At 63.8% G+C, this 24,221-nt stretch carries 21 protein-coding genes; 10 read left to right on the forward strand and 11 right to left on the reverse strand.

Annotated features, from left to right (window positions below):
• The first annotated feature begins 82 nt into the window (after positions 1-82).
• From CXR00_RS14550 to CXR00_RS14565, 4 genes are all read left to right on the forward strand, one after another.
• Positions 83-1,129, forward strand: coding sequence for an acyltransferase family protein (locus CXR00_RS14550; protein ID WP_104055251.1), 1,047 nt, complete (start codon positions 83-85; stop codon positions 1,127-1,129).
• Positions 1,130-1,651: 522 nt separating this feature from the next.
• Positions 1,652-2,470: a response regulator transcription factor gene (locus CXR00_RS14555; protein WP_104055252.1), complete on the forward strand. Its 819-nt coding sequence runs from the start codon at positions 1,652-1,654 to the stop codon at positions 2,468-2,470.
• A gap of 291 nt (positions 2,471-2,761) precedes the next feature.
• Positions 2,762-4,930: an acyltransferase family protein gene (locus CXR00_RS14560; protein WP_181032577.1), complete on the forward strand. Its 2,169-nt coding sequence runs from the start codon at positions 2,762-2,764 to the stop codon at positions 4,928-4,930.
• A gap of 615 nt (positions 4,931-5,545) precedes the next feature.
• On the forward strand, positions 5,546-6,079 hold the full coding sequence (locus CXR00_RS14565) for a hypothetical protein (protein ID WP_219816026.1): 534 nt from the start codon (positions 5,546-5,548) through the stop codon (positions 6,077-6,079).
• On the opposite strand, the gene CXR00_RS14570 is transcribed toward CXR00_RS14565, so the two are convergent.
• The 6 genes from CXR00_RS14570 to CXR00_RS14590 all read right to left on the reverse strand — a co-directional run bounded on the left by CXR00_RS14570 (position 6,062) and on the right by CXR00_RS14590 (position 11,367).
• Positions 6,062-7,240, reverse strand: coding sequence for a DUF6596 domain-containing protein (locus tag CXR00_RS14570; protein WP_258060497.1), 1,179 nt, complete (start codon positions 7,238-7,240; stop codon positions 6,062-6,064). The two genes, CXR00_RS14565 and CXR00_RS14570, sit on opposite strands and share 18 nt — an antisense overlap.
• Positions 7,241-7,354: 114 nt before the next feature.
• Positions 7,355-7,762, reverse strand: a complete 408-nt coding sequence (locus tag CXR00_RS14575) for a YciI family protein (protein ID WP_104055254.1) — start codon at positions 7,760-7,762, stop codon at positions 7,355-7,357.
• A gap of 60 nt (positions 7,763-7,822) precedes the next feature.
• Positions 7,823-9,580 (reverse strand): cell wall metabolism sensor histidine kinase WalK, encoded by a 1,758-nt coding sequence (locus CXR00_RS14580; RefSeq protein WP_181032578.1) that lies wholly within the window; start codon positions 9,578-9,580, stop codon positions 7,823-7,825.
• Positions 9,581-9,666: 86 nt separating this feature from the next.
• Complete coding sequence (locus CXR00_RS18320) at positions 9,667-10,029, reverse strand: hypothetical protein (RefSeq protein ID WP_181032369.1); 363 nt, start codon at positions 10,027-10,029, stop codon at positions 9,667-9,669.
• Between the two features lie 241 nt (positions 10,030-10,270).
• Positions 10,271-10,726, reverse strand: a complete 456-nt coding sequence (locus CXR00_RS14585) for a VanZ family protein (protein ID WP_104055256.1) — start codon at positions 10,724-10,726, stop codon at positions 10,271-10,273.
• A gap of 65 nt (positions 10,727-10,791) precedes the next feature.
• Positions 10,792-11,367 (reverse strand): low molecular weight phosphatase family protein, encoded by a 576-nt coding sequence (locus CXR00_RS14590; RefSeq protein WP_104055257.1) that lies wholly within the window; start codon positions 11,365-11,367, stop codon positions 10,792-10,794.
• A 285-nt stretch (positions 11,368-11,652) separates the two neighbouring features.
• Between CXR00_RS14590 and CXR00_RS14595 the strand changes: the two genes are divergently transcribed.
• The 4 genes from CXR00_RS14595 to CXR00_RS14610 all read left to right on the forward strand — a co-directional run bounded on the left by CXR00_RS14595 (position 11,653) and on the right by CXR00_RS14610 (position 15,090).
• Positions 11,653-12,195, forward strand: a complete 543-nt coding sequence (locus CXR00_RS14595) for an alternate-type signal peptide domain-containing protein (RefSeq protein ID WP_258060499.1) — start codon at positions 11,653-11,655, stop codon at positions 12,193-12,195.
• Between the two features lie 85 nt (positions 12,196-12,280).
• Positions 12,281-12,796 (forward strand): hypothetical protein, encoded by a 516-nt coding sequence (locus tag CXR00_RS14600; RefSeq protein WP_104055259.1) that lies wholly within the window; start codon positions 12,281-12,283, stop codon positions 12,794-12,796.
• Between the two features lie 20 nt (positions 12,797-12,816).
• Complete coding sequence (locus tag CXR00_RS14605; RefSeq protein WP_104055260.1) at positions 12,817-13,569, forward strand: signal peptidase I; 753 nt, start codon at positions 12,817-12,819, stop codon at positions 13,567-13,569.
• A 909-nt stretch (positions 13,570-14,478) separates the two neighbouring features.
• On the forward strand, positions 14,479-15,090 hold the full coding sequence (locus tag CXR00_RS14610; protein ID WP_104055261.1) for a hypothetical protein: 612 nt from the start codon (positions 14,479-14,481) through the stop codon (positions 15,088-15,090).
• A 12-nt stretch (positions 15,091-15,102) separates the two neighbouring features.
• Here CXR00_RS14610 and nhaA read toward each other — a convergent pair whose 3' ends face one another.
• From nhaA to CXR00_RS14630, 4 genes are all read right to left on the reverse strand, one after another.
• A complete protein-coding gene (nhaA, locus tag CXR00_RS14615; protein ID WP_104055262.1) occupies positions 15,103-16,494 on the reverse strand; it encodes a Na+/H+ antiporter NhaA in 1,392 nt (463 codons plus the stop codon).
• An 84-nt stretch (positions 16,495-16,578) separates the two neighbouring features.
• Complete coding sequence (locus tag CXR00_RS14620; protein WP_307859344.1) at positions 16,579-16,812, reverse strand: SCO4848 family membrane protein; 234 nt, start codon at positions 16,810-16,812, stop codon at positions 16,579-16,581.
• A 12-nt stretch (positions 16,813-16,824) separates the two neighbouring features.
• A complete protein-coding gene (locus CXR00_RS14625; RefSeq protein ID WP_104055263.1) occupies positions 16,825-17,322 on the reverse strand; it encodes a DUF2505 domain-containing protein in 498 nt (165 codons plus the stop codon).
• Positions 17,323-17,443: 121 nt separating this feature from the next.
• Positions 17,444-18,151, reverse strand: a complete 708-nt coding sequence (locus CXR00_RS14630; protein ID WP_104055264.1) for a hypothetical protein — start codon at positions 18,149-18,151, stop codon at positions 17,444-17,446.
• 368 nt (positions 18,152-18,519) lie between these two features.
• Here CXR00_RS14630 and CXR00_RS14635 point away from each other — a divergent pair, with 368 nt between their 5' ends.
• Positions 18,520-20,199: a M20/M25/M40 family metallo-hydrolase gene (locus tag CXR00_RS14635; RefSeq protein ID WP_104055265.1), complete on the forward strand. Its 1,680-nt coding sequence runs from the start codon at positions 18,520-18,522 to the stop codon at positions 20,197-20,199.
• 211 nt (positions 20,200-20,410) lie between these two features.
• Positions 20,411-24,028 carry a transcription-repair coupling factor gene (mfd, locus tag CXR00_RS14640; RefSeq protein ID WP_104055266.1) on the forward strand — a complete coding sequence of 1,206 codons (3,618 nt, stop codon included), beginning with the start codon at positions 20,411-20,413 and terminating at the stop codon, positions 24,026-24,028.
• A gap of 45 nt (positions 24,029-24,073) precedes the next feature.
• Here the strand turns inward: mfd and CXR00_RS18325 are convergent, their stop codons facing one another.
• Positions 24,074-24,217 (reverse strand): hypothetical protein, encoded by a 144-nt coding sequence (locus CXR00_RS18325; protein WP_181032373.1) that lies wholly within the window; start codon positions 24,215-24,217, stop codon positions 24,074-24,076.
• Positions 24,218-24,221 lie beyond the last annotated feature (4 nt).

A 24,221-nucleotide genomic window follows, 5' to 3' on the forward strand; every position in this document is an offset into this window, starting at 1 on the left:
AATATAGTTTGGTAATATGGACCGCTTTGTCGGTCCTTGGTAGTACGGTCTCGTAGTACAGTCTTGGTCTCTAAGGAAAAATATGACGGTAGGCAAAATAGTGCGTCCTCAATCTAGTACAAAGAGGATAGCCTGGATGGATATATCGCGTGGACTGGCCATTGTACTGGTCATTATTTTTCACTCTGTTTCAGAGGTTGATAAGCAGTTCGGCCTTCCAGAAATTGTCGTCGACATAAATAACGTAATCGCGCCAGCAAGAATGCCGCTGATGGTGTTTTTGTCCGGGTTGCTGATGGGCAAGTCTATCCAAAGGTCTTTCACTGTTTATTTCGGGGGGAAGGCGGCCCGGATTCTTTGGCCCTACTTTCTTTGGTCCATCATCCTAATGTTGATTGTCTTCGTGGGTTCTGATCCTACCGCGTTTTCTATGGACTCCGTATTGGCTGGTTTGACTTACATGCCCGTCGATCATATGTGGTTTCTTCGTGATCTTTTTATTTTTTATCTTTTGTCGCTTGTGTTGAAGTCCCTCCCACGAAGTATTTTGTTAATTTTGGTTGGGGTGCTGTTAGTGGCGGCGGAGTTGATCGGCAATATGCAGCTTATTCGGTTCACATACCTCTATTTATTCTTCTGCTCGGGATGGGCTATAGCGCATAAGCGAGATCAATTCGAGTCTGTGGTGCGGAGTAGGGTTATATTGGGAATCTGCTTAGCCTTGTCTTGTGTCTTGCCTCCAATTGTTTTACATTTTGGTGATGTTCGATATAGTGTAATATTTTTACCGGCAGTTGCGGGTTTTGCCGTTTTAGTTCTCCGATTTAGCATGTGTCTTGACGAGCGTTTTGAGTGGCTTAAGTATATGGGGAGAAATTCGTTAGTGTATTATCTGGTTCATTGGCCAGTAATTCTTGTATTGGTGCACGCTTTTGGGGTAATGCCGAAGACATTAGATTCGCTACTTCTTGTTTTTATCTGTTGTGTTTCTGCTTTTATAGTTTGTTTTCTTGCTGTTGTATGTTGTAGGCCTGGGGGGCCTTTTGGGTTTTTATTTGAGTTTCCGCGGCGTAGGCAGTTCCCAGAAGACATTGACGCGAGTCCAGGCCGAGGCAGGGCCACTTACTAGTCTCTATGAGTCGTTGGCGCCGGTGTCGCTGCCGGCGCGGACGGACGGCGGGGACGCCACTCGGTAGGATTCAACTGGTGCTTGGACGGAAGCCAAATCTACCGTCGTGCTTCCACGATGGACTTGGTGATCACTAGGCTGTGGCCGTTGTAGGATCCACAAATAGCCGCTTGACCTGGCTTGCTAAGGGGCGTCGAACTGGAGGCGTGGTCTGCAGATGCGAGAGCAGGGTAAGGAGTCACTCGGCATCGCGCTGCGCCACTAGGAGCCCGGCTTGGTCCGGGCCTTCCGGATTCTGCTTCGCGGCGTCGTTGAGTGCAAGTTGAGGTACGGGATGATCGTGAGCAGGGGACAAATCGTGTTGGGTGCCAAGCTGTTCCAGGGCGCGGCGCTCAAAATTCGAGAAAAATGGACCCCTGGATCCTTACGGCTATAGCAGCGATTATAGGGGGAGGCTGTAGTATCACTGCTTAGGGGAGCGGGTTATCAGAAGGTCTCGCAGGACGGAAAAATTACAGCCGTATGGAAACACAGCGTGTTGCAGTCATCATTGAGGACGACAGGGATACCCGCGATCTATTGAATGCGGTATTGCAGCAGTCCGGCTTTAGGGTTTTCACCAGTCCCAACGGGGCGGAGGGTGTGGAAGCGGTCCGCGCGCACAATCCCACCGTGGTTACCCTGGACCTCGGGCTGCCGGACATTGACGGCTTTGAAGTGATCCGCCAGCTGCGTCTGTTCTCCGATGCCTATATCGTAATGCTGACCGCCCGCGCCGAGGAACTCGACACCCTCATGGGTCTGGAAGCCGGCGCCGACGACTACATCACCAAACCCTTCCGCCCGCGTGAACTGCGCGCCCGGATCTCCGCGATGCTTCGCCGCCCCCGCGCGAGCGAGGAAACCGCGACAACGGCTCCCCAGCCCGCCGTGCCCGATGCTGCCGCCACCTCCTCACGGTCAACGACCACGGCGGCTCCTGCCGCTCCGGTTGAAGCTGGTGCCGAAGAGGACGGCCAGTTCCTCCACAACGGCCTGAGCCTGGACTTCGGCACCCGGATCACGAAGGTGGACGGTGCGCCGGTCGAACTGACCCGCACCGAATTTGAACTGTTGCACGCCGTACTGGAAAGCGGACGCCGGGTCCGCACCAAGACCGATTTGGTGCGCCGGCTGCGCGGCGATGAATACGACGCCGGCGGATTCATCAGCGAAGCCGACGAACGCACCGTCGAAGTACACGTGGGCAACGTCCGCCGTAAGCTCGGTGACGATTCCAGGTCCCCGCGCTGGCTGGAAACGGTCCGCGGCGTTGGCTACCGGCTGGCTCCGCCGCGCTAATGAGATTCACTGCCCAGCAGGATGGGCAACAACGCGTAGCTTGACGCTTGTGGTCGCGGTGGTCTGGGAAGTGGAGGGTTGGTACTGGTCGCTCATAAGGCTAGCTGAGCAGGAGGCGCCGCCTAGAATCTAACCCGACCTCAGAGCCATTCGGACAAACCAGCTGCACGGGGTCGTTGCAGCGCACGGGATCGAATTCGCGAGCAACCTATGGGGAGCCGGAAGGTACGCTGGATATTGCTAGACCAGCGATCCGCTCCAGCCGAAGGCTTTATAAGGCCAGCAAGCCATATGGTCAAACAGGGCCTTATCTACGGCGTATACTCTCTTGAGGTTCAATGCTATGGGGAAATAAATATGTCACTAAGTGCCGCTGTGCATGCGTCGGGTTCAAATAAGTCTCAACGACAGGAGAGGAAGGACCTGCGCCTTGACATCCAAGGCCTCCGGGCAGTAGCTGTCGGAGTCGTCCTTCTCTATCACGCAGGTTTTACATGGATACCGGGAGGATACGTCGGCGTCGATGTGTTCTTCGTTATTTCTGGGTTCCTGATCAGCAGTGGCATCGTGCGTGAGATCAACCGCACAGGACGTCTGTCGATGATTGGTTTCTGGGGCCGACGCGCAGCAAGAATTCTGCCAGCAGCAACGCTCACGCTCATCGTTGTGACCGTGCTGAGCTACCTGATTATGCCGATCACTCGCTGGTTGCAAGTTGGCAAGGATGTTATTGCCAGCGGAACCTACATGATCAACTGGGTCTTCGCTGATAGCTCCCTCGATTACTTGGCTCGGGATCAAGCGCCGAGTCCATTTCAGCATTTCTGGTCATTGGCCGTCGAGGAGCAGTTCTACCTGGTGTGGCCGCTCATCCTTGTTGTGGCAGGATGGGTGGCCATCCGCGTTGGTGCTAGGCGGGTCGTCGGGTTCGGAATAGCTGTGGTAGTCGTAGGCGTCTCGTCGCTTCTTTGGTCGGTCTATCTGACAGCGACTAATCCGGGGCCGGCATACTTCGCTACCACTACGAGGATGTGGGAACTGGCAATAGGCGCAGGACTAGCGATTTTCGCTGGGCTCGGGTCATCTATTCCGAAGGTGCCGGCGGCTATCATTGGCTGGACTGGTTTGGGTGCAATTGGAGCAGCAGCTGTGATTTACACAGATGCGGTACCTTTCCCGAGTTTCACCGCCGCGCTGCCGACGATTGGGGCCGCACTTGTAATTTGGGCAGGACCTATGGCAGGCAATATCGGTCCGGCTGCACTTCTATCCCGCCGTCCAATGGTAGACATGGGCGCAGTGTCCTACTCCCTGTATCTATGGCATTGGCCTTTGCTTGTTCTAGCGACTGCTTTACTCGGAGATCTGAGTACGACTTCTGGTCTTCTGGTAGTAATTTTTTCCTTTGTCCCTGCCTGGATCAGCTTGCAGTATGTAGAACGGCCCTTTTTGAAGTGGTCTAAGTCCGCACAAGGTTCGGCCCCCGCTCTCAAAGCTGGAGGCATGTTGTCCTTGGTAACTCTGACGGTCGGAGCACTTCTTGCAGTTAGCGTGCCTCCGGTTCCGCCAGCATCAAACATCGCTTTCGTGCCTGCTAACCCCCTGCAGAGTAATGCCATTGCAGCAACTCCAATGGGCGCTGAGGTGCTGTTGAAGGACATGAATCTAGGAGATCCTCAGGATAGTTTTGATTCGATAACACCCAGCGCCCTTGCTGCCCCTACAGACGTGCCGCAGACATGCCTCCAGTCGAGCAAGAGCGATGACGTAGTCAGGTGCATGTTCGGCGACCCTGAATCAACCACGGTCCTGGCAGTGGTAGGCGATTCACATGCCGCAATGTACGTGCCGGGAATGGCAGCTGCAGCTCTGGAGAAAGGGTGGCGGTTGGATGTGTATACAAAGGGTTCTTGTCCACTGGCGGCGGTGGTCGTACTAGGCGATGGGCATCCCTATGACAATTGCCATTCTTGGGGAAAGGCCGTGTCTGAGTCCATTCTTGCCGGGAACCCGACAGCGCTCGTTGTTGGTTCCAGCCGTGACTATCAGGTTGCAGGCGTTGAGGGCAGGGATGCTAGTAACGCTGCTTTGGCTCAAGGCATGCGGGACGCATGGTCACCGTTCCTCGATGCGGGAATTCCAGTTGTCTCTGTTCGAGACATGCCGCGGCCCGGTGTTCTAGTTCCAGACTGTGTAGCTGAGAACGAAACGTCACTAACCAAATGTGCAATGCCTAGGCAAGACATTCTGGCTGAGTCGACACCGGAAGTTGAAGCAGTGAATGGCGTCGACGGAGCCCACCTTTTGGACTTAACGCATGTCGTATGTCCCGGAGATATGTGTCCTGCTGTCATCGGTGGGGTTCAGATATACCGCGACGGCAACCATTTGACTGAGACGTACTCGCGGACTATGCATGCTCAATTTGCGGAGGCTTTGGACCAAATACTGTCCTCATAAACGATATGATCACGTGCATCTGCAATAGGCGGGCCCTAAAACCTAGCACGTACATCGCAAAGCATAGTTTCGGTCTACCGCTCCCGGGCCTTCATCCATACCCTGGGTCGGAATCAAACCCACATTCACCCTTCCCTGCCAGCCGCGGACCAACGGGAAAGCTGAGGAACGCGTGGACACTGCGCTCGACCGCAGCGACCGGCCTCGGTACAGTGAAAACACTTTGGGCTGCTGCCCCGTGCGCAAAGCCCTCCATGCTGCCGCCGGCCGCCTGTGTTGTCGTTCGTCGGTGGCTGCACCAAGGATCGGGGTTCTTGTCTCATAGCGGCGGGGTTTCGGCTGGGGGGCCAACATCCCTGTGTGCTGAATGCGGGAGAAATGCGGGCGCGATCCGCCGTTCGTTGAGCACGGGTATCTGGTTTGGGGCAGAAGGTCGCGGGATGATGCAGGTGGAGTAGTTGAACCGTCAGGCCGTCACTCCGTTACAACGCCCGTGAGGATTACAGCTAGCGCTCCATCGACATGCTCCGGGCCGCAAACCTTGCCGCCGGCACCAGGCGCCGATTAGACGAGACCACGCAAAATCCCCGCCGTCTCACTGAGAAGGCTCCCGTCATGAAACTCGGCCGCACCTGCACCGCATCGGCAATGACATCGTGGCCGCCTATCTCGTGGACACCGGGGGGCTGCGTCACCGTGATCGACGCCGGGCTGCCCGGCCACTGGAAGGAACTCCTGGCCGAACTCGAGGTGATGGGTCGCAGCACCGCTGATGTGCGCGGGTTGTCCTCATCCACGGGGACAGCGACCACATTGGCTTCGCGGAGCGGCTGCGGCGCGAACACGGCGCGCCGGTCTTTGTGTACCGCGAATGCGGAACGCGCCCGCGGTGGCGACAAACCCAAAGTGAGCATGGGCCAGGCCCGGCGGCGACCAGTTGCCGGCTTCTTGTTGTACTCACTGGGCGAGCGCGGCTGGCGCACCAGCTACTTTGGCGAAGTCACCGCGGTAAATGACGGCGACGTGCTGCCGCTGCCGGGCGCCCCGCGGATCATCGGCCGGGACACTCACCGGGCAGCATCGCTGTGCACGTGCCGGCGGGCAATGCCGTCTTTGTGGGTGATGCCCTCACTACGCGGCACGTGCTGACCGGGCGCTCCGGCCGGCAGTCGGCACCGTTCCGCCGCGCGGACCTGGCTCGGAATCGCTGGGCGGGCTCGCCGGCGTCGACGCCGTCTGGGTGCTGCCCGGGCACGGCACCCCGTGGCGGGAACCCGGCAGCCCTTCAGGAGCAGGGGTGGCAAGCCCGCACCGCTTGAGGCCAAACCGTGCAGCACCCACCTGCACCACCTGCCCCTTCAGCCGCGCAGCGCAGCATTCAGCCGAGCCGCCTGCAGTGTCAGATGGTCCCGCTCCTGCACATTGGTGGCGGTACGGGCCGCCTCGACGTACAGCCGCGCCGCAGCCGCTGGATCGCCGTCGCGCTCGGTCAGGTAGGCCACCGCGACCGCCCGGTTCAGACCGGCCACCGGACTGCCGGTGAGGCGCACCAGCTCGTCGTACCACTCGTCTCGCCGGCCGCCGGGGCGTCGGCGTGCAGCGCGGCAATGGCCGCCTGCGTCTGGAACTCACCGAGCCGGTCCCTGGCCAGCGCCCGCTGCAGGATGTCCACCCCTCGGCGGTCAGCCGGGTGTCCCATTGGCTGCGGTCATGTTCGGCCAGCGGAATCAGCTGCCCGTTGATCCCGGTGCGGGCGGCGCGCCGGGCATGGTGGAGCAGCAGGGCCAGCAGCCCCTGCACTTCGGGATGGTCGCCACCGGCGGTCAGCTGGCGGGTGAGCCGGATCAACTCGGCGGCCAGATCCACGTCGCCGGAGTACCCCTCGTTGAAGACCAGATACAGCACCCGCAGCACGGTTGCCACGTCTCCGGGAGCTTCAAAGCGGTGCCCGGCGAGCAGACGCTTGGCCCGGCTGATCCGCTGCGCCATGGTGGCCTCGCCCACCAGATACGCTACAGCAATCTGCCGGGTGGTCAGCCCTCCCACGGCCCGCAGCGTTAGCGCCACCGCCGAGGACGGGCTGAGCGAGGGATAGGCGCAGAGGAAGTAGAGCTGCAGGGTGTCATCAGTGATCCCCGCGGGCCCGCCGGCGGGTTCGGTGTGCACCCGCAGCTCCCGCTGCCGGCGCGAGTCCTCGGCACGCACGGCGTCGAGGAACCTACGCCAGGCCACGGTGACCAGCCACGCCTTCGGAATCCGCGGCGGCTGCCTAGGCCACGTCCGCAGGGCCTCGATGAGGGCTTCCTGCACCGCGTCCTCGGCCGCCGCGAAGTCGGCCGCGGCGGACGACGGCGGCGATCACCTGCGGGTCAGCGTGCGCAGCAGCACCTCGTCGACCATGAGCGCCTCACTCCGTTATTCCGCTTACTCCGTGACGGTCAGCGGCGGAGTGAGGAAGGGCCGGACCTCGATCCACTCATAGATCGGCTTGCCGGCGCGGCCCGGAGCCGCGGAGAGTTCCCCGGCGAGCTCGAGCGCGTGGTCGTAGCTGTCGACGTCGAGCACCATCCACCCGGCGATCAGATCCTTGGTCTCCGCGAACGGACCGTCAGTGACGGGCGGACGGCCCTCGCCGTCGTACCGCACAAAGGTTCCCTCGTGGGACACCGCCTGCCCGTCCACGTACTCGCCGGTTTCCGTCAGTCGGTCCGCGAAGTCCTGCATGTACTGCATATGGGCGGAGATTTCCTCCGGCGTCCACTGGTCCATCGGCGCATCATTGAGGGCTGCCGGAGCGCCGCGGTAGTGCTTGAGCAAAAGGTACTTGGCCATGACGGTTCTCCCTGGATTTTTGCCACACAGTTTCCTGCGACACAGCCATTGTGGCTGCGTTCACTCCAGGGACGAAGCAGTTCCCGCAATTTCGACATCCGCGGGGGAGGCTTCCGTTCCGCCGGCGGGGTCGGCGGGGTCCGCCAGCGACGACGCATGGGGCAGAGACACCGTAAACGCGGATCCCACGCCGGGGCGGCTGACCAGGGTGATGGTGCCGCCGTGGGCCTCCACAATGTTCTTGGAGATGGCCAGGCCGAGCCCGGCGCCGGGAATGCCCGCCTGGCGCACGGCGCCGGTGCGGAAGAACTTGGTGAACAGGTCCTTCTGGTCCTTCTCGCTCATGCCCATGCCGGTGTCCCGGACCTCCAGGCAGGTGCAGGCATCGTCGGCCCAGGCACTTACCGTTACGGTGCCGCCGTCGGGCGAGTATTTGATGGCGTTGGAGAGCAGGTTGTCCAGCACCTGGGCCAGCCGCACCGGGTCCGCCTGCACCGCCAAAGCGGGTGCGCAGCTGGCGGCCAGCTCCACTCCGGCGGCGGCGGCCCGCGGGGCGGCCGCGCGCAGGCAGGTGGAGATCAGCTCGGCCACGGGCACCGGCCGTGGATCCACCGACACGCTGCCCGACGCAGTGGCGAGCAGGTCCGAGACCAGGCGCAGCAGCCGCTCGCTGTTGCGCTGGGCCACGGAGACGGCGTGCGGAATGGCTCCGGTCAGCCCGGTGTCCTCGGCCTCCTCCTGGGCCAGGTCCAGGTAGCCCATGATGGAGGTCAGGGGAGTGCGCAGCTCATGGGAGACGCTGGAGACGAAATCATCCTTGGCCCGCAGCGCGTCAACCAGCGGGGTGATGTTGTGGAAGGCGATGACGGCGCCGTTGAATCCCTGCTCGTTGCGCAGGACGCGCGCGGAACAGGACAGGGCCAGCTGGTCCTCCGGCGGACCGGCGTACAAAAGCACGTCCTCGAAGGATTCGCCCCTAATGGCGCGGGCCACGGGCCGCTGGTCGGCGGGCAGGGCGGTGGTGCGGTCGAGTCCGAAAAACAGCAGGTCCGGTTCCTGGGTGTGCTTCATGCCGTCAGGCCGGATCCGGCCGTCCAGGGCTTCCATGGAGTTGTTCTTGTGCACGGCGGTGCCGTTGGCATTGACCACCAGTACGCCGACGTCGATAGCGTTCAGCACAACGTCCAGCAGCTCGGAGCGCTCGGTGCTAAGGTTCAGGGCGTTTTCCAGCTGCTGGTCCTTGGCCTGCAGTGCAGCCTGCTGGGCCGCCATATCCTTGCGCATCACGGTGACGGTAACCGCCACGGCCAGGGTGACCAGCGGACCGAGGATGGGTGCGGCGAGCCGCTGCCCGGTGATGGGCTCCGCGGAGGCGAACACCGGATTCCAGACGATGGCCAGCGGGCCGAGGAAACTCAGGATGCGGGCGCCGAAGGTCGAAACGCGGGACCAGGACAGCCAAAAAACGGGAAAAATGGCCAGCAGGTAGATGCCAATGGCCAAACCAAGGCTGCCGGCGTACAGGTAGCCGATGGCGATAAAGTCCAGGATCGGCAGGATCCAGTAGAAGGGATACCAGAGCCGGTCCCAGGGAACGACGGCGGTGAGCACCGTGGTTGCCGCGAGCACCGCCAGCCCGGTCTGGAACAGCGGCCGGGTCAGGATGTCCGGCAGCAGTGTGGCGAAGATGATGCAGAGCAGGACGACGGTGATGACCAGCGGGGCGTGGCTGATCCGAACCCGCTGGGACAGCGTCATCTCGTGGAAATCGCGGTTGGCGCTCAAGGCGGAGAGCATGCGTGCGGAGAGCCGTGACATGGTGATGAACTCTCCCCCTGGTAAGCGAACTGCTTGGCTTCCAGCGTACCCGGCTCCGACGTGGGGTTTCGCCCGCTGCGTGAGGCTTAGTCCAGAGACGCGAGCAGGCAGGGCATGGTTTCCTGGCCGCAGACGGCGATGACGCCCAGCATGGAAGCCAGGTCCGCCGCCCCGACCTGCTTCAGGCGCTCCTGGGCGCAGCGGGCCAGAGCTGCCAGACGCTGGGCGCCGGCCATTTCGCTGGCGATTTTGATGCTCAGCACCACGTCCATGGCGGCGGCGTCGTCCGCGGCGATGACGGCCGTACGCAGCCGGTCGAAGCGGCCTTCCCACATGGCCACGTAGTTGCCGACAAACTCGCGGCAGGACGCCGGGCCGAGCTGGTCGGCGAGATCCAGCAGCTGCTCGCGGTGCAGCAGATCCGGGGCATGCTCGGCGGTGGTCATCATGAACAGACTCCTGCCGGCGGCCAGGGGGAGGATGAATCCGATGCTTTCGGAGCCATGGGTGTTCCTCCGCTCTGGGGGCCGCTGTGGTGTGCGGGGGGTCTGGGTGATTCATGAGGCTGCTTGATCTATATGACAATGCCAGCCTTAGCTCAGGAACGTCCCCCGCGAAGGCGCAAGATCGGGGAAAGATTCCCGGGCGGGGCAACCGCCGGCGCCGGGTGCCGTTCCTTTATGGCCGCATTTAGGGTAGCGGCGGACGGGTGCGGGAGCGCCAGGCGTATACGGCAATGCAGCCCAGGGCCGCGCCCAGTGAGTTGGCGGTGACGTCATAAATCGTCGCGTAACGGTTGGGCAGCAATAGGGCCTGCGCTGCCTCGATGGTGCAGGAGGCGGCAATGCCGACGGCGGCGGCCAGCCAGGTGCGGTCCCTGTCCAGCCAGGCGGCGCCGATCACGCCGAAGGGAATGAACATCACCACGTTTGCGATGGTTTCCACAAAGCCGTAGTTGATCCAGCCGGGCACGCCGGCGCCGTGCAGTTTGCGCAGGATCATCTTGAGCGTGCCGGCGGAACCCTCATCCACGGGGGAGGGCCAAAACACCACCAGCGCTAGCACCCCTATATAGAGGAGGAAAAGCACGGCCAGCGTCCGCCGCTGCCGGACGCGCCGGGACGCGGGTTTCGGTGCCACGGGCATTGGCGGTGTCTGGGGTGCCGGAGGCCCGGGCGGGGGCGGCGGCTGCCGGGCAGGTCCGGTGTCCGTCACCGGTACCGGCGTTCCCAGGCCAGCAGGGCGTTCACGGCGGGGGTGAGTTCGTGCACCATCTGCTGGTAGGTCTCCTCGCTGCGGCGGTACGGGTCAACGACGTCGTCCTCCTCCGGCCCGCCCGGGTTGGCGGTGCGCAGACGCAGCGCACGGCCCAGGGCGGCGGTCCAGCGTTCGGAGGCGCCGACGTCGGCCTCTCCGTCAATGTGCGGCAGGAGCCGTGCCAGCTCGCGCAGGGTAAACGTGCGGCGCAGCAGCCCGGGGGCGAGTTCCACGATTTTGCTGCGGTGCGCCCGGCTCAGGGCGAGCACCAAGTCCTGGCCGGCGAGGATGTCGGCGCTGAGCTGGCGGGAAATGAAGTTGGTGGAGTCCCCGCCGAAGACGTTCACAAATCCGGCCACGTGCGGTTCGATGCCCGAGCCCACCAGGGCGCCGGTGCCGGCGCTGGTGACGGTGAACTCGCCGGGGGCCATGGCGTCGAAGCCGGCCTGGAGCAGGCGCTCGGCCATGGGGGAGCGGCAGATGTTGCCGGTGCAGACGGTCAGGATGCGGAACGGGGTGTTAATGCTCATGTCCTCGGGCTTCGAATTGCGCGTCTTTGGGGTTGCTGTTGCGGATCTTGCGGATGCTTGGGAGCGCTACAACGGGCGTTTGCGGACAAATCCACGGTTCATTGCGCTGTTGTTGAGGTTACCTTGTGCGGGCCTTGAGCTTTGGCCAAACGTTGCATCAACCCTGCGGGAAGGACGCGCTGTTTCTTGAGGACGGGGCGGCAAAGTAATACCCAGCGGCAAGGAAAACCTTCCTGGGCCGAAGCAGTCTCAAGCAAAACAAACAAGGGGAACACAATGAACAAGATGGCTAAAGGCGCACTGGCAATCGGCGTAGGCGCAGCACTCCTCCTCGGCGGCGGCGGAACCCTGGCAGTCTGGAACGCGGAGCAGAACAGCTCGGCGGGAACCATCGCTTCCGGTGACCTGAACCTGGAAGCCGTAGCGGGAACCTGGACCAGTAACATCGTTGGCGGGATCCAGCCGACTGCGATCGCAACCTACAAGATGGTCCCGGGTGAGAAGCTGACCTTCACCCAGAAGGTCAATGTGACTCTGACCGGTACTAACCTCTCCGCCAACCTCGCCGTTACCGGCGGCAAGGGCACCAACGGCACCGGCCTGGAAGCCTTCGAGACCGCTAACATTGCGGTTAGCGACGTAGTCCTCACGAAGGACAGCAAGGCCGTTGCCAACCCGCTCAAGACAAGCGTGTCCGGCATCGACGCCACCGTCACCTTCGAGTTCCTGGGCACCACCACCGGCCGCGACGACACCAACGCGAAGTACAACCTGGGCGCCGTCGGCTACTCGCTGGTCCAGAACGCCCCCACGGTCAAGGCACCGTAGTCCCAAGCACCATCTTGTTCTAATCCCTGGCTGTGCGCGGTGCGCACGCTCCGCGCACAGCCTGTTCCCCCTGGAGATGCATTCCGTGAAGAGTCTTCGAGCGCTGAAAGCGACCGGTCTGATTCTCGCCGCCGTGGTGCTCGGATTGATGACGGTCCAGGGAAGCTATGCACTGTGGAACGCAGCAGTGCCGTCCAACGCCGGCACCGTGCAGTCTGCGGATTTCAACATCGTGGTGAACGGCGAGAACATGTCGACCATGGGGAAGCCGCTCCTCCAGGACTTCGGATATCTGAAGCCGGGGTCTCCCGTCACGCGGAAGATAACCGTCTCCAACCTGTCCAACGCAACCTCCGGTATGAAGGTCCAGCCGATTCTGAACTTTCTGCCAGGAGATCTGGGGCAACTGATCCTAAAGCATGGCTTCGAGGATAAAGGCATCTGCCAGTACGACGGGTTCGGGACCATCAGCCAAGGTGACCAGCAAGTTCTGTGCATCGAAGTGCAGTTGCCGACGGAGGCAGACCGAACGCAGCTTGGCCAGAAAGTCAACATACCAATTTCCCTCACAGTGGCGCAGGTCGCGCCCGGAACCAAGTAAGCCCAGAGGATAGGAACATCATGAGCGGTCGCAGGAAAGCAGAAGCCCCAGCCAGCCCCCTAAGCCTTATCGGCACCGGTGTCAGCTACCTTGCTCTCTGCCTTGTCGCTCTGGCAGCCCTGGCCTTGGTGGTTGTTCCCATGGTCACCGGTTCCCAGACCTACAGCGTCCTCACCAGCTCCATGGCCCCGAAGTATGCGCCGGGCACCTTCCTCGTGGTGAAGCCCGTCCCCTTTGAAGAACTCACCGTGGGCGACATCATCACTTACCAGATCGAGTCCGGCTCACCCGCCGTCATCACCCACCGCATCACGTCCGTTGGTGCAGACCAAACTGGTGAAACCGTCTTCACCACCAAGGGCGACAACAACTCCGTTGAGGATGAACTTCCGGTCCGTGAAGTCCAAGTCAAGGGAAAGCTCTTCTACGCGGTGCCGTTCGTCGGATTCATCGCCAACGGCTTGGGCAACTCCGACCGTGGAGCCATGGCCCAGTGGGGTGCCGTTGCCCTGATGGGTTACGGGGTTATCGCCCTGGTTCGCGGCGCGTTGGCCAAGAAGCGCAACGACGGCGAGGCCGGCGACGACAACCGTACAGCCGACGACGATCCATTTGTTTTACCGGACCTTGGCCCGGCTGATGGCGAGGCGGACCAGGATGGGTTCAACGATCCCGTCCTGACCGAATGTGACGGCTGCGACCACAGCGAACCCCGCGCCGGACAGGGCAACCGCCGGCACCGCGTCGAAACCCGTAAGCACGCCACCGTCTAATGAACCGATTCATAGCATCCAAGCCGGGATGGGGTCGGCGTTTAGTCGGTGCCTCCGCCGTCGGTGCTGTAGTTGCAGCGCTTTCCCTTGCAGGAGTGCCCAGCGCCCTTGCGGCCAACGACTATCTGGAATTCAGCCTCGACGGGACAAAGTATGCCCCGTCCATAACGGGCCCCATCTTCAAGGAATCACTCCAATATGTTCCCGGTGACTCAACCGAGGCCACTATTTGGATCCGCAACAACAGTCGTGAGTCGGCCTGGTTGTCCACCGCCGCCGTCATGATCCGGTCAGATCCCCAGCTCAACAAACAGCTAGGCCTGACGGCAGGACAAAAACCCGCTCTGTCGGCACGGATGCTCTTAGGTGCAGAGGGCACCTGCACCAATGTTGCTGAGGTTGGGGACCTGGACCCGGGGGAGGAACTTGAATTGAGCTTTGTCTTGGACCTGTCCATGGATGCACCCAACAACGCGATGAACCGCTCGGCGGACTTCGACTTGGTCTTTCTCCTGGAATCCCAAGACGTTGCACCTCGCCAAGCCTGTGCCGCCCTGGCAGGGTCGGGCCAGCCTCCTGCCGGATCGGCACCAGCTCCCGGCAGACCAGGCCCGACGGCAGTGGCTAATTCTTCGCCGCAATTCGTGACCTTGTCCGGAATACCGGGGGATCGTCCTTTATCAGAGTCCAACCCCATTTATTCTGCGACCCTGCCGGAACGCACCGCGGACAGGCGTTCGCCACAATCTGCCGTTCCAACAGAACAACAGCCCGGGGCCAACATCATCCAGGCAGGCTTCCAGAGCACGGTGGAACCGATCATCCGATCGCTCTCGGGTACGCTCCTGATAGCAATGTCGGTTCTTTTCACCGCCGCAGTGGTTCTACGGTTACGGAATAGGTCAGCAAATGAGTAAGAAGCAGCTGGGGGCTGCGCAGGGCCACGGAAGCGAGCTCGAAGACGCCAAGCGGGCGGGATGGTTTGTCCGGTTTCGCGCGTTGCCTGGTTTCCGTGCGGCCGCGGTGGCGTTCGTCTTGACCGTGGTCCTTGGCGTCGGCAGCACCGTCGCGTACGCCTATTGGAGCCAGTCAAAGCCGGGGTCGATTGCGGGGGTACTAGGTTATGCGCTCCCCCCGCCAACGGAAGTTGTATGCAAGGAAGAATTCCGCAACCGGGTTGTCTGGACGCCCGTAGCCGGGCTCGATCCTGATGCCCGGTACATCGTCACCTTCCAGATTGATCCTAAGAAAACTGCTGCTTATGCAGTTCCGCAAACTGGATCACCAGAGGTAGTTCCTTACACTCTCCCCGGGCTTGACGATGCCCTCGGTACGAGGAGTAGCTTGAATCCCGCCAAACTGACGGTGAAGGTGGAGACAGCGATTGTTGCCAATCCCAACACGGCAACGGTCCCGATCACAGACACGCAAATAGTTCAGCGCTCCGATACCTTCGCCGAAGTGAGTCCCTCGATGAGGTACTACACCATTCTTTTGAAGGGTAACTACCCCTGCAAATAGGTGCCGCGGACGTTAACGCCCACCGCCGTCGTCGTCGTAAACATCAGGAATCCCGTCCTTGTCCGCATCTGCAGTCTCTTCTTCCTCCACCTTCCGGTAGTGCCGGTTGCGGAGGCGCAGCAGGATGGACGCCAGCACCGCGGCGGTGACGGATGCCGCCAGGATGGCGACCTTCGCATGGTCATTGTGCTCAGTCCCCGGATCGAAGCTCAGGTCATTGACCAGCAGGGACACGGTGAAGCCGATGCCGGCCAGGATGCCGATCCCGGTGAGGTCAATCCAGCGGACGCTGGAATCCAGTCGGGCACGGGTGGCGGCGGTGACCACCCACGTGGTGAGCAGGATGCCCAGAGGTTTGCCCAGCACCAGACCGGCCAGGATGCCCAGCGCCACCGGGTCGGTCAGTGCCGAGCCCAGGCCGCTGAACCCGCCGATCGCCACGCCCGCGGAGAAGAACGCAAACACGGGCACCGCAAAACCGGTGGAAACCGGACGGAAGCGGTGCTCGAAGATCTCTGCCAGGCCCGGTTTGCCCGGCTGCGGCTGCACCTGTGTGCCGTCCGGGCCGCGGCGCAGCACCGGAATGCAGAAGCCCAGCAGCACGCCGGCCACGGTGGCGTGTACGCCGGACGCGTGCATCAGCGCCCACACGGCCACTCCGATGGGCAGCAGGACCAGCCAGGCGGCCACCGGATGGGTGCCGAAGAACCGCCGTTTGGTCTGCGCCAGGTACAGGAACAGCGCCAGCGGGGCGAGCATGATCAGCAGATAGAGCAGGTGCACGTCTTCGGAGTAGAAGAACGCAATGATGGTGATGGCAATCAGGTCATCCACCACGGCCAGGGTGAGCAGGAAGATCCGCAGCGCCGAGGGCAGGTGCGAGCTGATCACGGCCAGCACGGCCAGCGCAAACGCAATGTCGGTGGCGGTGGGAATCGCCCAGCCGCGCATCCCGCCGGAGTCGGTGGCAAAGTTGATTCCGGCGTAGATCAGGGCGGGAACGATGACGCCGCCTGCCGCGGCTGCCACGGGCACAATGGCCTTGCTGATCTGGCGCAGGTCTCCGGCCACGAATTCGTACTTGAGTTCCAGCCCCACCAGGAAGAAGAACACGGCCAGCAGGCCGTCCGCGGCCCAGGCGCCCACGCTCAGTTTCAGGTGCCACGGTTCGTAGCCGAACTCGAAGTCGCGGAGCGCAAAGTAGGAGTCCGACGCCGGGGAGTTGGCCCAGATCAGTGCGGCCACCGTGGCGATCAGCAGCAGCACGCCGCCCACGGTTTCCTTGCGCAGGACCGCCGCGATGCGCAGGAACTCCGGATAGCTGGAGCGGGCCAGCACCGTGCCGCCCGGACGGGCGGGCGGCACAGGGCGGCCGGCGGGGTGGTTCTGTGAATCCGGTGCCATGGAACTCCTCAGCAGAGAATCCTCCGTCAGAAAAGACGGGGTATCCGCATTCTGGCACCAACCGGGGGTGTTAACCCACCGCTGTCAGCCCATGAGGGCGCGGAAGCCCACGATGATGGTGACCAGGCCGAAGACCATGGAGGTGGTGACCTTCATCAGGTTCACCGTCAGGTACCGGGTGGGCGCACCCTTTTCGTCGCGGGCCTTGGGACTCTTGTACGCCTCGATCAGGTACGGCGGCCAGACAATCAGGGACCACAGTCCGGCAATGATGAGGATGACCGCCAGCGCGGTGGGCAGGGTAATGCTGTTATCCACGGTTGCCCGGCCCTAGCGGCTTTCGATCCATTTGCCGGCCTGGCCGGCCTGGATGGTCAGTGCCTTGCCGATCATCGGCTCAGCCTGCTTGGCGATCTTGTCGCCCAGGAACGGGATGGAGGAACTGACCTTGCCGTCCACGTCCACCCGGGTGCCCTCGGCCACCGGGACCAGGCGCTGGACGGCATTGACCTTCAGCGGCACGCCGCCCACGGAGAGGTCCACGGAGGCTTCGCGGGAACCGTCGGGCCCCGGTGCCGCCCAGTGCTCCTTCTGGGTGACGGTCAGCGTGGCGCCGACAAACTTCTTGGCGATGTCCGGCAGCCGGTCCGTGGGCAGGGTGCGCACGGCGGTCAGGACAAACGCTCCGGCGGTGTCGCCCTCCACGGTGGCGGAGACCAGGGATCCGCCCACGTGTTCGCTGACGCTGCGCAGGAAGTCCTCGTTGGTGAACGTGTCGGTGACTGTCCGGGCGTCGTAGGGCAGGGTGGTCGAGGCGTTCAAAGCCATGGGTCCTCCAGATAGGGATGTCGGTTTGCCGGCGCTCCGTGCGCGTTCGCACAGTACAACCGGCCCGGAATCATCCTAATCCGCGCGGGCCTTCAGCTCCGAAACGTGCCGGTCGCTCCGGCTACCGCTCCAGGCTCACACAGGCCACGGCCCGGTCGTCATCGTCGGTCGCGCTCGGGCTCTGCGTCTCGTCGTCGTCGAGGGTGATCAGCAGCGAGCGGCCGAGGCCGTCGTCGGGCAGGACCCATGGCACCGTGACGCTGGCGGTGGAGCCGCCGTTCTCATCGGTGGTGAAGTCCAGGTCCAGATCGTCGGAGTCCTCGTTCCGGGTGTCGTCGTATTCCTCTCCGGCGTCCGAGGGGGACGCGCCGCACAGCCTCTCATGCAGCGTGGCACTGAACTCGGTGTTGGGCGCGAAGCCGCGGGCGATCATCTCCAGCGTGGTGGCCGCATCCGTCTCATCGATGGTGATGGTGGTGTCCGCGCCGTCCGGCACCGCAGACGTGTCGTAGGTGGTGGCGATGGCGTTCTCGCAGTAGGAGCCGAACGTTCCCTGGATGATGCCGCTGGCAATGGGGCTGGGGGTGGTGCTTCCGCAGCGGTCCGGGCTCTCGGTGACGCCCGGGACGCCCTGCGCCTCGCAGCTGGCCTGGGCTTCGCTGCCGGGGGACTGGCTGTCGCACGCGGCGGCCGACGCCGATTCCGAACTCAGCGTGGTTTCCGTGGCGGTGGCCGGCGACTCCGAGTCCTCGCCGGCATTGCTGCAGCCGGCCAGAGCTAAGAGGGACAGGAGCAGTGCGCCGAAAAGGAGCTGGGCTTTGCGTGCCATGGGGCAATCCTTACGTGCGGAGGGATCTGGCGTATGCCCGTGCCATCCCAGCGTGGCAGTGGGCGGAACGAAAATCCAGAACACCTGGCTGGATTGGGGTCCCGGCTGCCCGGCTCAGGGCTTCCGGGCCGGGTTTCCGGCTTGGGTAAAACCCTTCAACCTAGCGTGTGGCCGGATGGGGCGAAACAGAGACGACGGCGGCACGGGGCTTTTCGCTGCAACTTCACCTAATTGGCGGTCTTCACTGTCCCGCCGGGCTGCAGGTGTCCTACCGTCAGCCGCACGGCACCCCGGGGGGAGGCGCCCGAAGTCCGGCCGGTGCCATCGCGCCGCCGGATCTGACATCACTCGCACCTATGAGGGGAAGCATGAAAACACCACGTATCCTCCGCGGAACTGCGCTCGCAGCCGCTGTTGTACTTACCGCCGGAACCGCAGGCCCGGTGTTCGCCGAATCCGGCGGAGCCCGCGCCACCGTCACCGATGACGGCACCGCCGCCGTCACGGACAGCGGCGGCAAGGGACACCATCCGGGCAAACCGGGGAAGCCGGGAAAGCCGGGAAAGCCGGGGAAACCAGTCAAGCCCGTGAAGGATGAGAGCGCCAAGCTGCGTGCCGCCGTCACCCTCCACAACGTCTTCGACCATCTGGAGGGGCTGCAGGACGCCGCCGATGCCAATGACGGCAACCGGGCTTCCGGCACTCCAGGCTACGAGGCGTCCGGGCAGTACATCGAGGACCAGCTGCGCCGGGCCGGCTACAAGCCCGTGCGCCAGGATTTCTCCTACGACCAGTTTGCGGTGACCAGCGAAGCCCTGGAACAGACCGCACCAACGGCCACGGTCTACACAGCCGGAACCGATTTCACCACCATGACCTACTCCGGCGCGGGGGACGTCACGGCACCCGTCAGTGCTGTGGACATCAACCTTTCCGGGGACCGGGTTACCACCTCCGGCTGCGAGGCTGAGGACTTTAGCGGATTCGCCGCCGGCAGCATTGCGCTGATGCAGCGCGGCGAATGCTCCTTCGGGATCAAAGCGGCGAATGCGGCAGCGGCGGGTGCCTCCGGCGTCGTCATCTTCAACCAGGGGGACGAGGTGGCCAACGATGACCGCTTTGGGCTGGTCAACGGCACCCTGGGTGAGCCGTCAACCATCCCCGTGGTTGGCACCACCTTTGCCATTGGCGAAGCGCTGGCCGGCACTGACGGAGTGGAACTGCGGCTCAACATTGACGCCGGAGTGCAGACCACCAACTCGTTTAACATTCTGGCTGACACACCCCGCGGAAACGCGGACCGTACCGTCGTCGTCGGCGCCCATCTGGACTCCGTGCCGGTGGGACCGGGAATCAATGACAACGGCAGCGGCAGCGCGGCGATCCTGGAAACCGCCATCCAGCTCGCCGAGACCACCAAAAAGCACCCGCTGCAGAACCGGGTCCGCTTTGCCTTCTGGGGCGGAGAAGAGGACGGTCTGCAGGGCTCCAACCACTACGTCGAGCAGCTGGATCAGGACGGGCTGGACGGCACCCTCGCGAACCTGAACTTCGACATGCTGGGGTCGCCGAACCTGGTCCGTTTTGTGTACGACGGCGACGGCTCTGCGTTCCCGGAGAGTGACGCTCCGCGGCCGACGGGATCCGACGAGATCGAGAGGATCTTCGAGGAGTACTTTGCCGGGCAGAAGCTGGCCTCGGCTCCCACTGAGTTCAGCGGACGCTCCGACTACTCGGCGTTCATCCTCAACGATATTCCGGCCGGCGGGCTGTTCAGCGGTGCCGAAGGCGTCAAGACCGAGGAGGAAGCGGCCGTGTTTGGCGGCACGGCGGGGGAAGCGTACGACCCCTGCTACCACCAGAAATGCGATGACCTCGGCAACATCAACCGCCGCGGACTGGACCAGATGTCCGACGCCGTGGCCCATGCCGTGCTGACCTTCGCCCGGACGGACGCGGACCTGCGCGGCGGCGGCGACGTCCGGTCGAAGCGGCTGGCACCGGCGGAGGTTGACCTGCAGTTCCGGGGTGATGAGGCGCTGAAGTAATCAGGCGCTGACCCGCACATCCGCACACAACCGCCGCCCGTCATGTGACGGGCGGCGGTTGTGTGTTTTCACAGCGGCCGCCCCGCCTATCCGCCGGAAGCGGACGGGCCCGCCCCGGCCCTTCCATGCGGGTAGGCTGGAAGAAAAGCCCCGGGGTTCCTCAGCGAACTTCGGGTTATTTGCGTTGCCTCACGTCAAGGAGCCCCTCCCCATGAGCCTGAACGGACTGCGCGCCGCCCTGGCCGAAGACCCGTCCTACGCACGGGTGCGAACCCTCGCCTCGCGCACCCCCGAGCGCCGCAGCGATGACCTGCAGATCGGCGCGCCGCAGGGCATGCGTGCGGCGCTGCTGGCGGAAATGGTGGACGGGCTTGCCGAAGCAGCCAACGACGCCGGAACCGCCAACGCTGCTTCCGCGCCTCCGGTGGTGCTCGCCGTGACGGCCACCGGCCGCGAAGCCGAGGACCTGGCCGCAGCGCTGCGCTCCTACCTGCCGCTGGCCGGCATCGAGGAGTTTCCGTCCTGGGAGACCCTGCCGCATGAACGCCTGTCGCCGCGCTCGGACACCGTGGGCCGGCGGCTGTCAGTGCTGCGCCGGCTTGCCCATCCCGAGGGCCATCCCATTCAGGTGATCGTGGCACCGGTGCGCGCCGTCGTCCAGCCGCTGGTCGGCGGGCTCGGCGACCTGCAGCCGGTGGCGCTGAAGGTGGGGGAGGAGCGACCCTTCAACGACGTCGTCAAGGCGCTCTCCGAAGCCGCCTACGCCCGGGTGGACATGGTCTCGCACCGCGGCGAGTTTGCCGTCCGCGGCGGCATCCTGGATGTCTTCCCGCCCACCGAGGACCATCCGATCCGCATCGATTTCTTCGGCGACGAGGTGGACTCGATGCGCTGGTTCGCCGTCGCCGACCAGCGCACCCTCACCGGCCCGCACATTACCCACCCCACCGAGCTGTACGCCCCGCCCTGCCGCGAAATCCTGATCACCCCGTCGGTGATGCGCCGCGCCGCGAAGCTGCAGTCCCAGATGCCCGCCGCCGCGGACATGCTGGAGAAGATCGCCGGCGGCATCGCCGTCGAGGGCATGGAATCCCTGGCCCCGGTGCTGGTCGATGAAATGGTGCCGCTGATGGGCCAGCTGCCCGCCGGGTCGCTGTCCGTGGTGATCGAGCCCGAGAAGGTCCGCGCCCGCGCCCATGACCTGGCTGCCACCAATGAGGAATTCCTCGCCGCCGCGTGGGCCACAGCGTCCGACGGCGGCGCCGCACCTTTGGATCTGTCCGCCGGCATCAGCGCGGATCTGGAGGCCGCGAGCTTCCGCTCCCTGGCCGACACCCGCTCCGCCGCCCTGGCCAACTCGGTGGGCTGGTGGTCCATCACCTCCTTCAACCCGGACGATGAAACCGTCCTGGACATCGACACCCTCACCATCAACGCCCGCGAACCCCGCGGCTACCAGGGCGACGTGGCGGAGATGATGGAATTCATCGGCTCCCGCGTGCGGGACGCCTGGCGCGTTGTCGTCGTCACCGAAGGCCCCGGCCCCGCCTCGCGTCTGGCCGAACTGTTCCGTGACAATGACATTCCGGCCTCCCTGACCGAATCCCTGGACACCGAACCGGTGCCGGGCATCATCTCCATCACCACCGCCAGCGCCGGGCGCGGCTACGTCTTTGACGGGCTGAAGACCGGGCTGCTGACCGAGGCTGATCTGCTGGGCCGGGCCAGCGCCTACTCCACCCGCGACATGCGCAAGATGCCCTCCAAGCGGCGCAACGCCGTCGACCCCCTGCAGCTGCACGAGGGCGACTTTGTGGTGCACGAGCAGCACGGTGTGGGCAAGTTTGTGGAGCTGATCCAGCGGGCCACCGGCGCCGGGCAGAACAAGACCGTGCGCGAGTACCTGGTGCTCGAATACGCGCCGGCGAAGCGCGGCGGCCCCGGCGACCGGCTGTTTGTGCCCACGGACCAGCTGGACCAGATCACCCGCTACGTGGGCGGGGAAACCCCGGTGCTGTCCAAGATGGGCGGTTCGGACTGGGCCAAGACCAAGTCCCGGGCGCGCAAGGCGGTCAAGGAGATCGCCGGGGAACTGATCCGGCTCTACTCCGCCCGGATGGCGTCCAAGGGACACGCGTTCGCCAAGGACACCCCGTGGCAGCGCGAGCTGGAAGAGGCGTTCCCGTACGTGGAAACCCCGGACCAGCTGACCACCATCAACGAGGTCAAGGCGGACATGGAGAAGGAAGTCCCGATGGACCGCCTGGTCTCCGGCGACGTCGGCTACGGCAAAACCGAGATTGCGGTGCGCGCCGCGTTCAAGGCCGTGCAGGACGGCAAGCAGGTGGCGGTGCTGGTGCCGACCACGCTGCTGGCCCAGCAGCACATGGAAACCTTCGGTGAACGCTTCTCCGGCTTCCCCGTGCGGGTGGAATCCCTGTCCCGGTTCCAGACGGCCAAGCAGGCCAAGGAAACCATCGAGGGCGTGAAGAACGGCTCGGTGGACGTGGTGATCGGCACGCACCGGCTGCTGTCCCAGGAGGTCCAGTTCAAGGACCTCGGGCTGGTGATCGTGGACGAGGAGCAGCGTTTCGGCGTGGAGCATAAGGAAGCGCTGAAGAAGATGCGCACCAACGTGGACGTCCTGGCGATGAGTGCGACGCCGATTCCGCGCACCCTGGAAATGTCGCTGACCGGCATCCGGGAAACTTCCACCCTGGCCACCCCGCCGGAGGAACGGCATCCGGTGCTGACCTATGTGGGCCCGTACACGGACCGGCAGGCCTCAGCGGCCATCCGCCGCGAGCTGATGCGCGAAGGCCAGGTGTTCTTTGTGCACAACCGGGTGTCCTCCATCGACCGGACCGCCGCGCACCTGCAGGAGCTGGTCCCGGAGGCGCGCATCGCCGTCGCGCACGGACAGATGAGCGAATCCAAGCTCGAGCAGATCATCGTGGACTTCTGGGAGAAGCGTTTTGACGTGCTGGTGTGCACCACGATCATTGAAACAGGCCTGGACATCTCCAATGCGAACACGCTGATTGTGGACCGTGCGGACCACTTTGGCCTGTCCCAGCTGCACCAGCTGCGCGGGCGTGTGGGCCGCGGCCGGGAACGCGCGTACGCGTACTTCCTGTATCCCTCGGAGAAGCCGCTGGGCGAGGTGGCGCTGGAGCGGCTCAAGGCCGTGGCCACGCACAACGAGCTCGGCGCCGGCATGCAGCTGGCCATGAAGGACCTGGAAATCCGCGGCGCCGGCAACCTGCTCGGCGGGGAACAGTCCGGCCACATCGCCGGGGTGGGCTTTGACCTGTACATCCGGCTGGTGGGCGAGGCCGTGGCCGATTACCGCGGCGAGGCCGAGGAGAAGGCCGCGGAAATGAAGATCGAGCTGCCGGTGAACGCGCACCTGCCGCACGAGTATGTGCCGGGGGAGCGGCTGCGGCTGGAGGCTTACCGCAAGCTGGCCTCAGCGGTGACGTACGAGGCGATCGACGAGGTGCTGGCCGAGCTGGTGGACCGCTACGGCGAGCCGCCGCAGGCCGTGCAGAACCTCATCGACGTGGCCCGCTTCCGGGTGGGCGCCCGCGAGGCCGGGCTGACCGATGTGGCGCTGCAGGGCAACTTCATCAAGTTTGCTCCGGCGGACCTGCCCGAGTCCCGCGTGATGAGGCTGCAGCGGATGTACCCCGGGGCCTCGGTGAAGCCGGCCCTGAATGCGGTGCTGGTGCCCAAGCCCAAGACCGCCCGGATTGGCGGACGGGACCTGGTGGATGCCGAAATCCTAGCCTGGGCGCAGCAGGTGGTGGACGCGGTTTTCAAGGAGTGAACCGGTGGCCGGGGCGTCGGACGGGGCGTCCCGGCCACCGCCCGGTTAGACCGGCTGGGTAAGCGCCACAATGAAAACGGCCACGCACATTACTGCGGTGGCAATGACAATCCCGTAGCCGATGCGCATGGTGCGCTGCTGACGGGCACGGTCCTGGCGCCATTCCCGGCGCGTCATAGTGGTGCTCATGGAA

Origin of the sequence: Arthrobacter sp. 9E16, from assembly GCF_002929435.1 — a bacterium.
Taxonomy (GTDB): domain Bacteria; phylum Actinomycetota; class Actinomycetes; order Actinomycetales; family Micrococcaceae; genus Arthrobacter_B; species Arthrobacter_B sunyaminii.

Coding starts and splice junctions, on each gene's coding strand:
- CXR00_RS14550 (WP_104055251.1), top strand. CDS start 83: ATGACGGTAGGCAAAATAGTGCGTCCTCAATCTAGTACAAAGAGGATA.
- CXR00_RS14555 (WP_104055252.1), top strand. CDS start 1,652: ATGGAAACACAGCGTGTTGCAGTCATCATTGAGGACGACAGGGATACC.
- CXR00_RS14560 (WP_181032577.1), top strand. CDS start 2,762: ATGGTCAAACAGGGCCTTATCTACGGCGTATACTCTCTTGAGGTTCAA.
- CXR00_RS14565 (WP_219816026.1), top strand. CDS start 5,546: ATGAAACTCGGCCGCACCTGCACCGCATCGGCAATGACATCGTGGCCG.
- CXR00_RS14575 (WP_104055254.1), bottom strand. CDS start 7,762: ATGGCCAAGTACCTTTTGCTCAAGCACTACCGCGGCGCTCCGGCAGCC.
- CXR00_RS14580 (WP_181032578.1), bottom strand. CDS start 9,580: ATGTCACGGCTCTCCGCACGCATGCTCTCCGCCTTGAGCGCCAACCGC.
- CXR00_RS18320 (WP_181032369.1), bottom strand. CDS start 10,029: ATGATGACCACCGCCGAGCATGCCCCGGATCTGCTGCACCGCGAGCAG.
- CXR00_RS14585 (WP_104055256.1), bottom strand. CDS start 10,726: ATGCCCGTGGCACCGAAACCCGCGTCCCGGCGCGTCCGGCAGCGGCGG.
- CXR00_RS14590 (WP_104055257.1), bottom strand. CDS start 11,367: ATGAGCATTAACACCCCGTTCCGCATCCTGACCGTCTGCACCGGCAAC.
- CXR00_RS14595 (WP_258060499.1), top strand. CDS start 11,653: ATGGCTAAAGGCGCACTGGCAATCGGCGTAGGCGCAGCACTCCTCCTC.
- CXR00_RS14605 (WP_104055260.1), top strand. CDS start 12,817: ATGAGCGGTCGCAGGAAAGCAGAAGCCCCAGCCAGCCCCCTAAGCCTT.
- CXR00_RS14610 (WP_104055261.1), top strand. CDS start 14,479: ATGAGTAAGAAGCAGCTGGGGGCTGCGCAGGGCCACGGAAGCGAGCTC.
- nhaA (WP_104055262.1), bottom strand. CDS start 16,494: ATGGCACCGGATTCACAGAACCACCCCGCCGGCCGCCCTGTGCCGCCC.
- CXR00_RS14625 (WP_104055263.1), bottom strand. CDS start 17,322: ATGGCTTTGAACGCCTCGACCACCCTGCCCTACGACGCCCGGACAGTC.
- CXR00_RS14630 (WP_104055264.1), bottom strand. CDS start 18,151: ATGGCACGCAAAGCCCAGCTCCTTTTCGGCGCACTGCTCCTGTCCCTC.
- CXR00_RS14635 (WP_104055265.1), top strand. CDS start 18,520: ATGAAAACACCACGTATCCTCCGCGGAACTGCGCTCGCAGCCGCTGTT.
- mfd (WP_104055266.1), top strand. CDS start 20,411: ATGAGCCTGAACGGACTGCGCGCCGCCCTGGCCGAAGACCCGTCCTAC.
- CXR00_RS18325 (WP_181032373.1), bottom strand. CDS start 24,217: ATGAGCACCACTATGACGCGCCGGGAATGGCGCCAGGACCGTGCCCGT.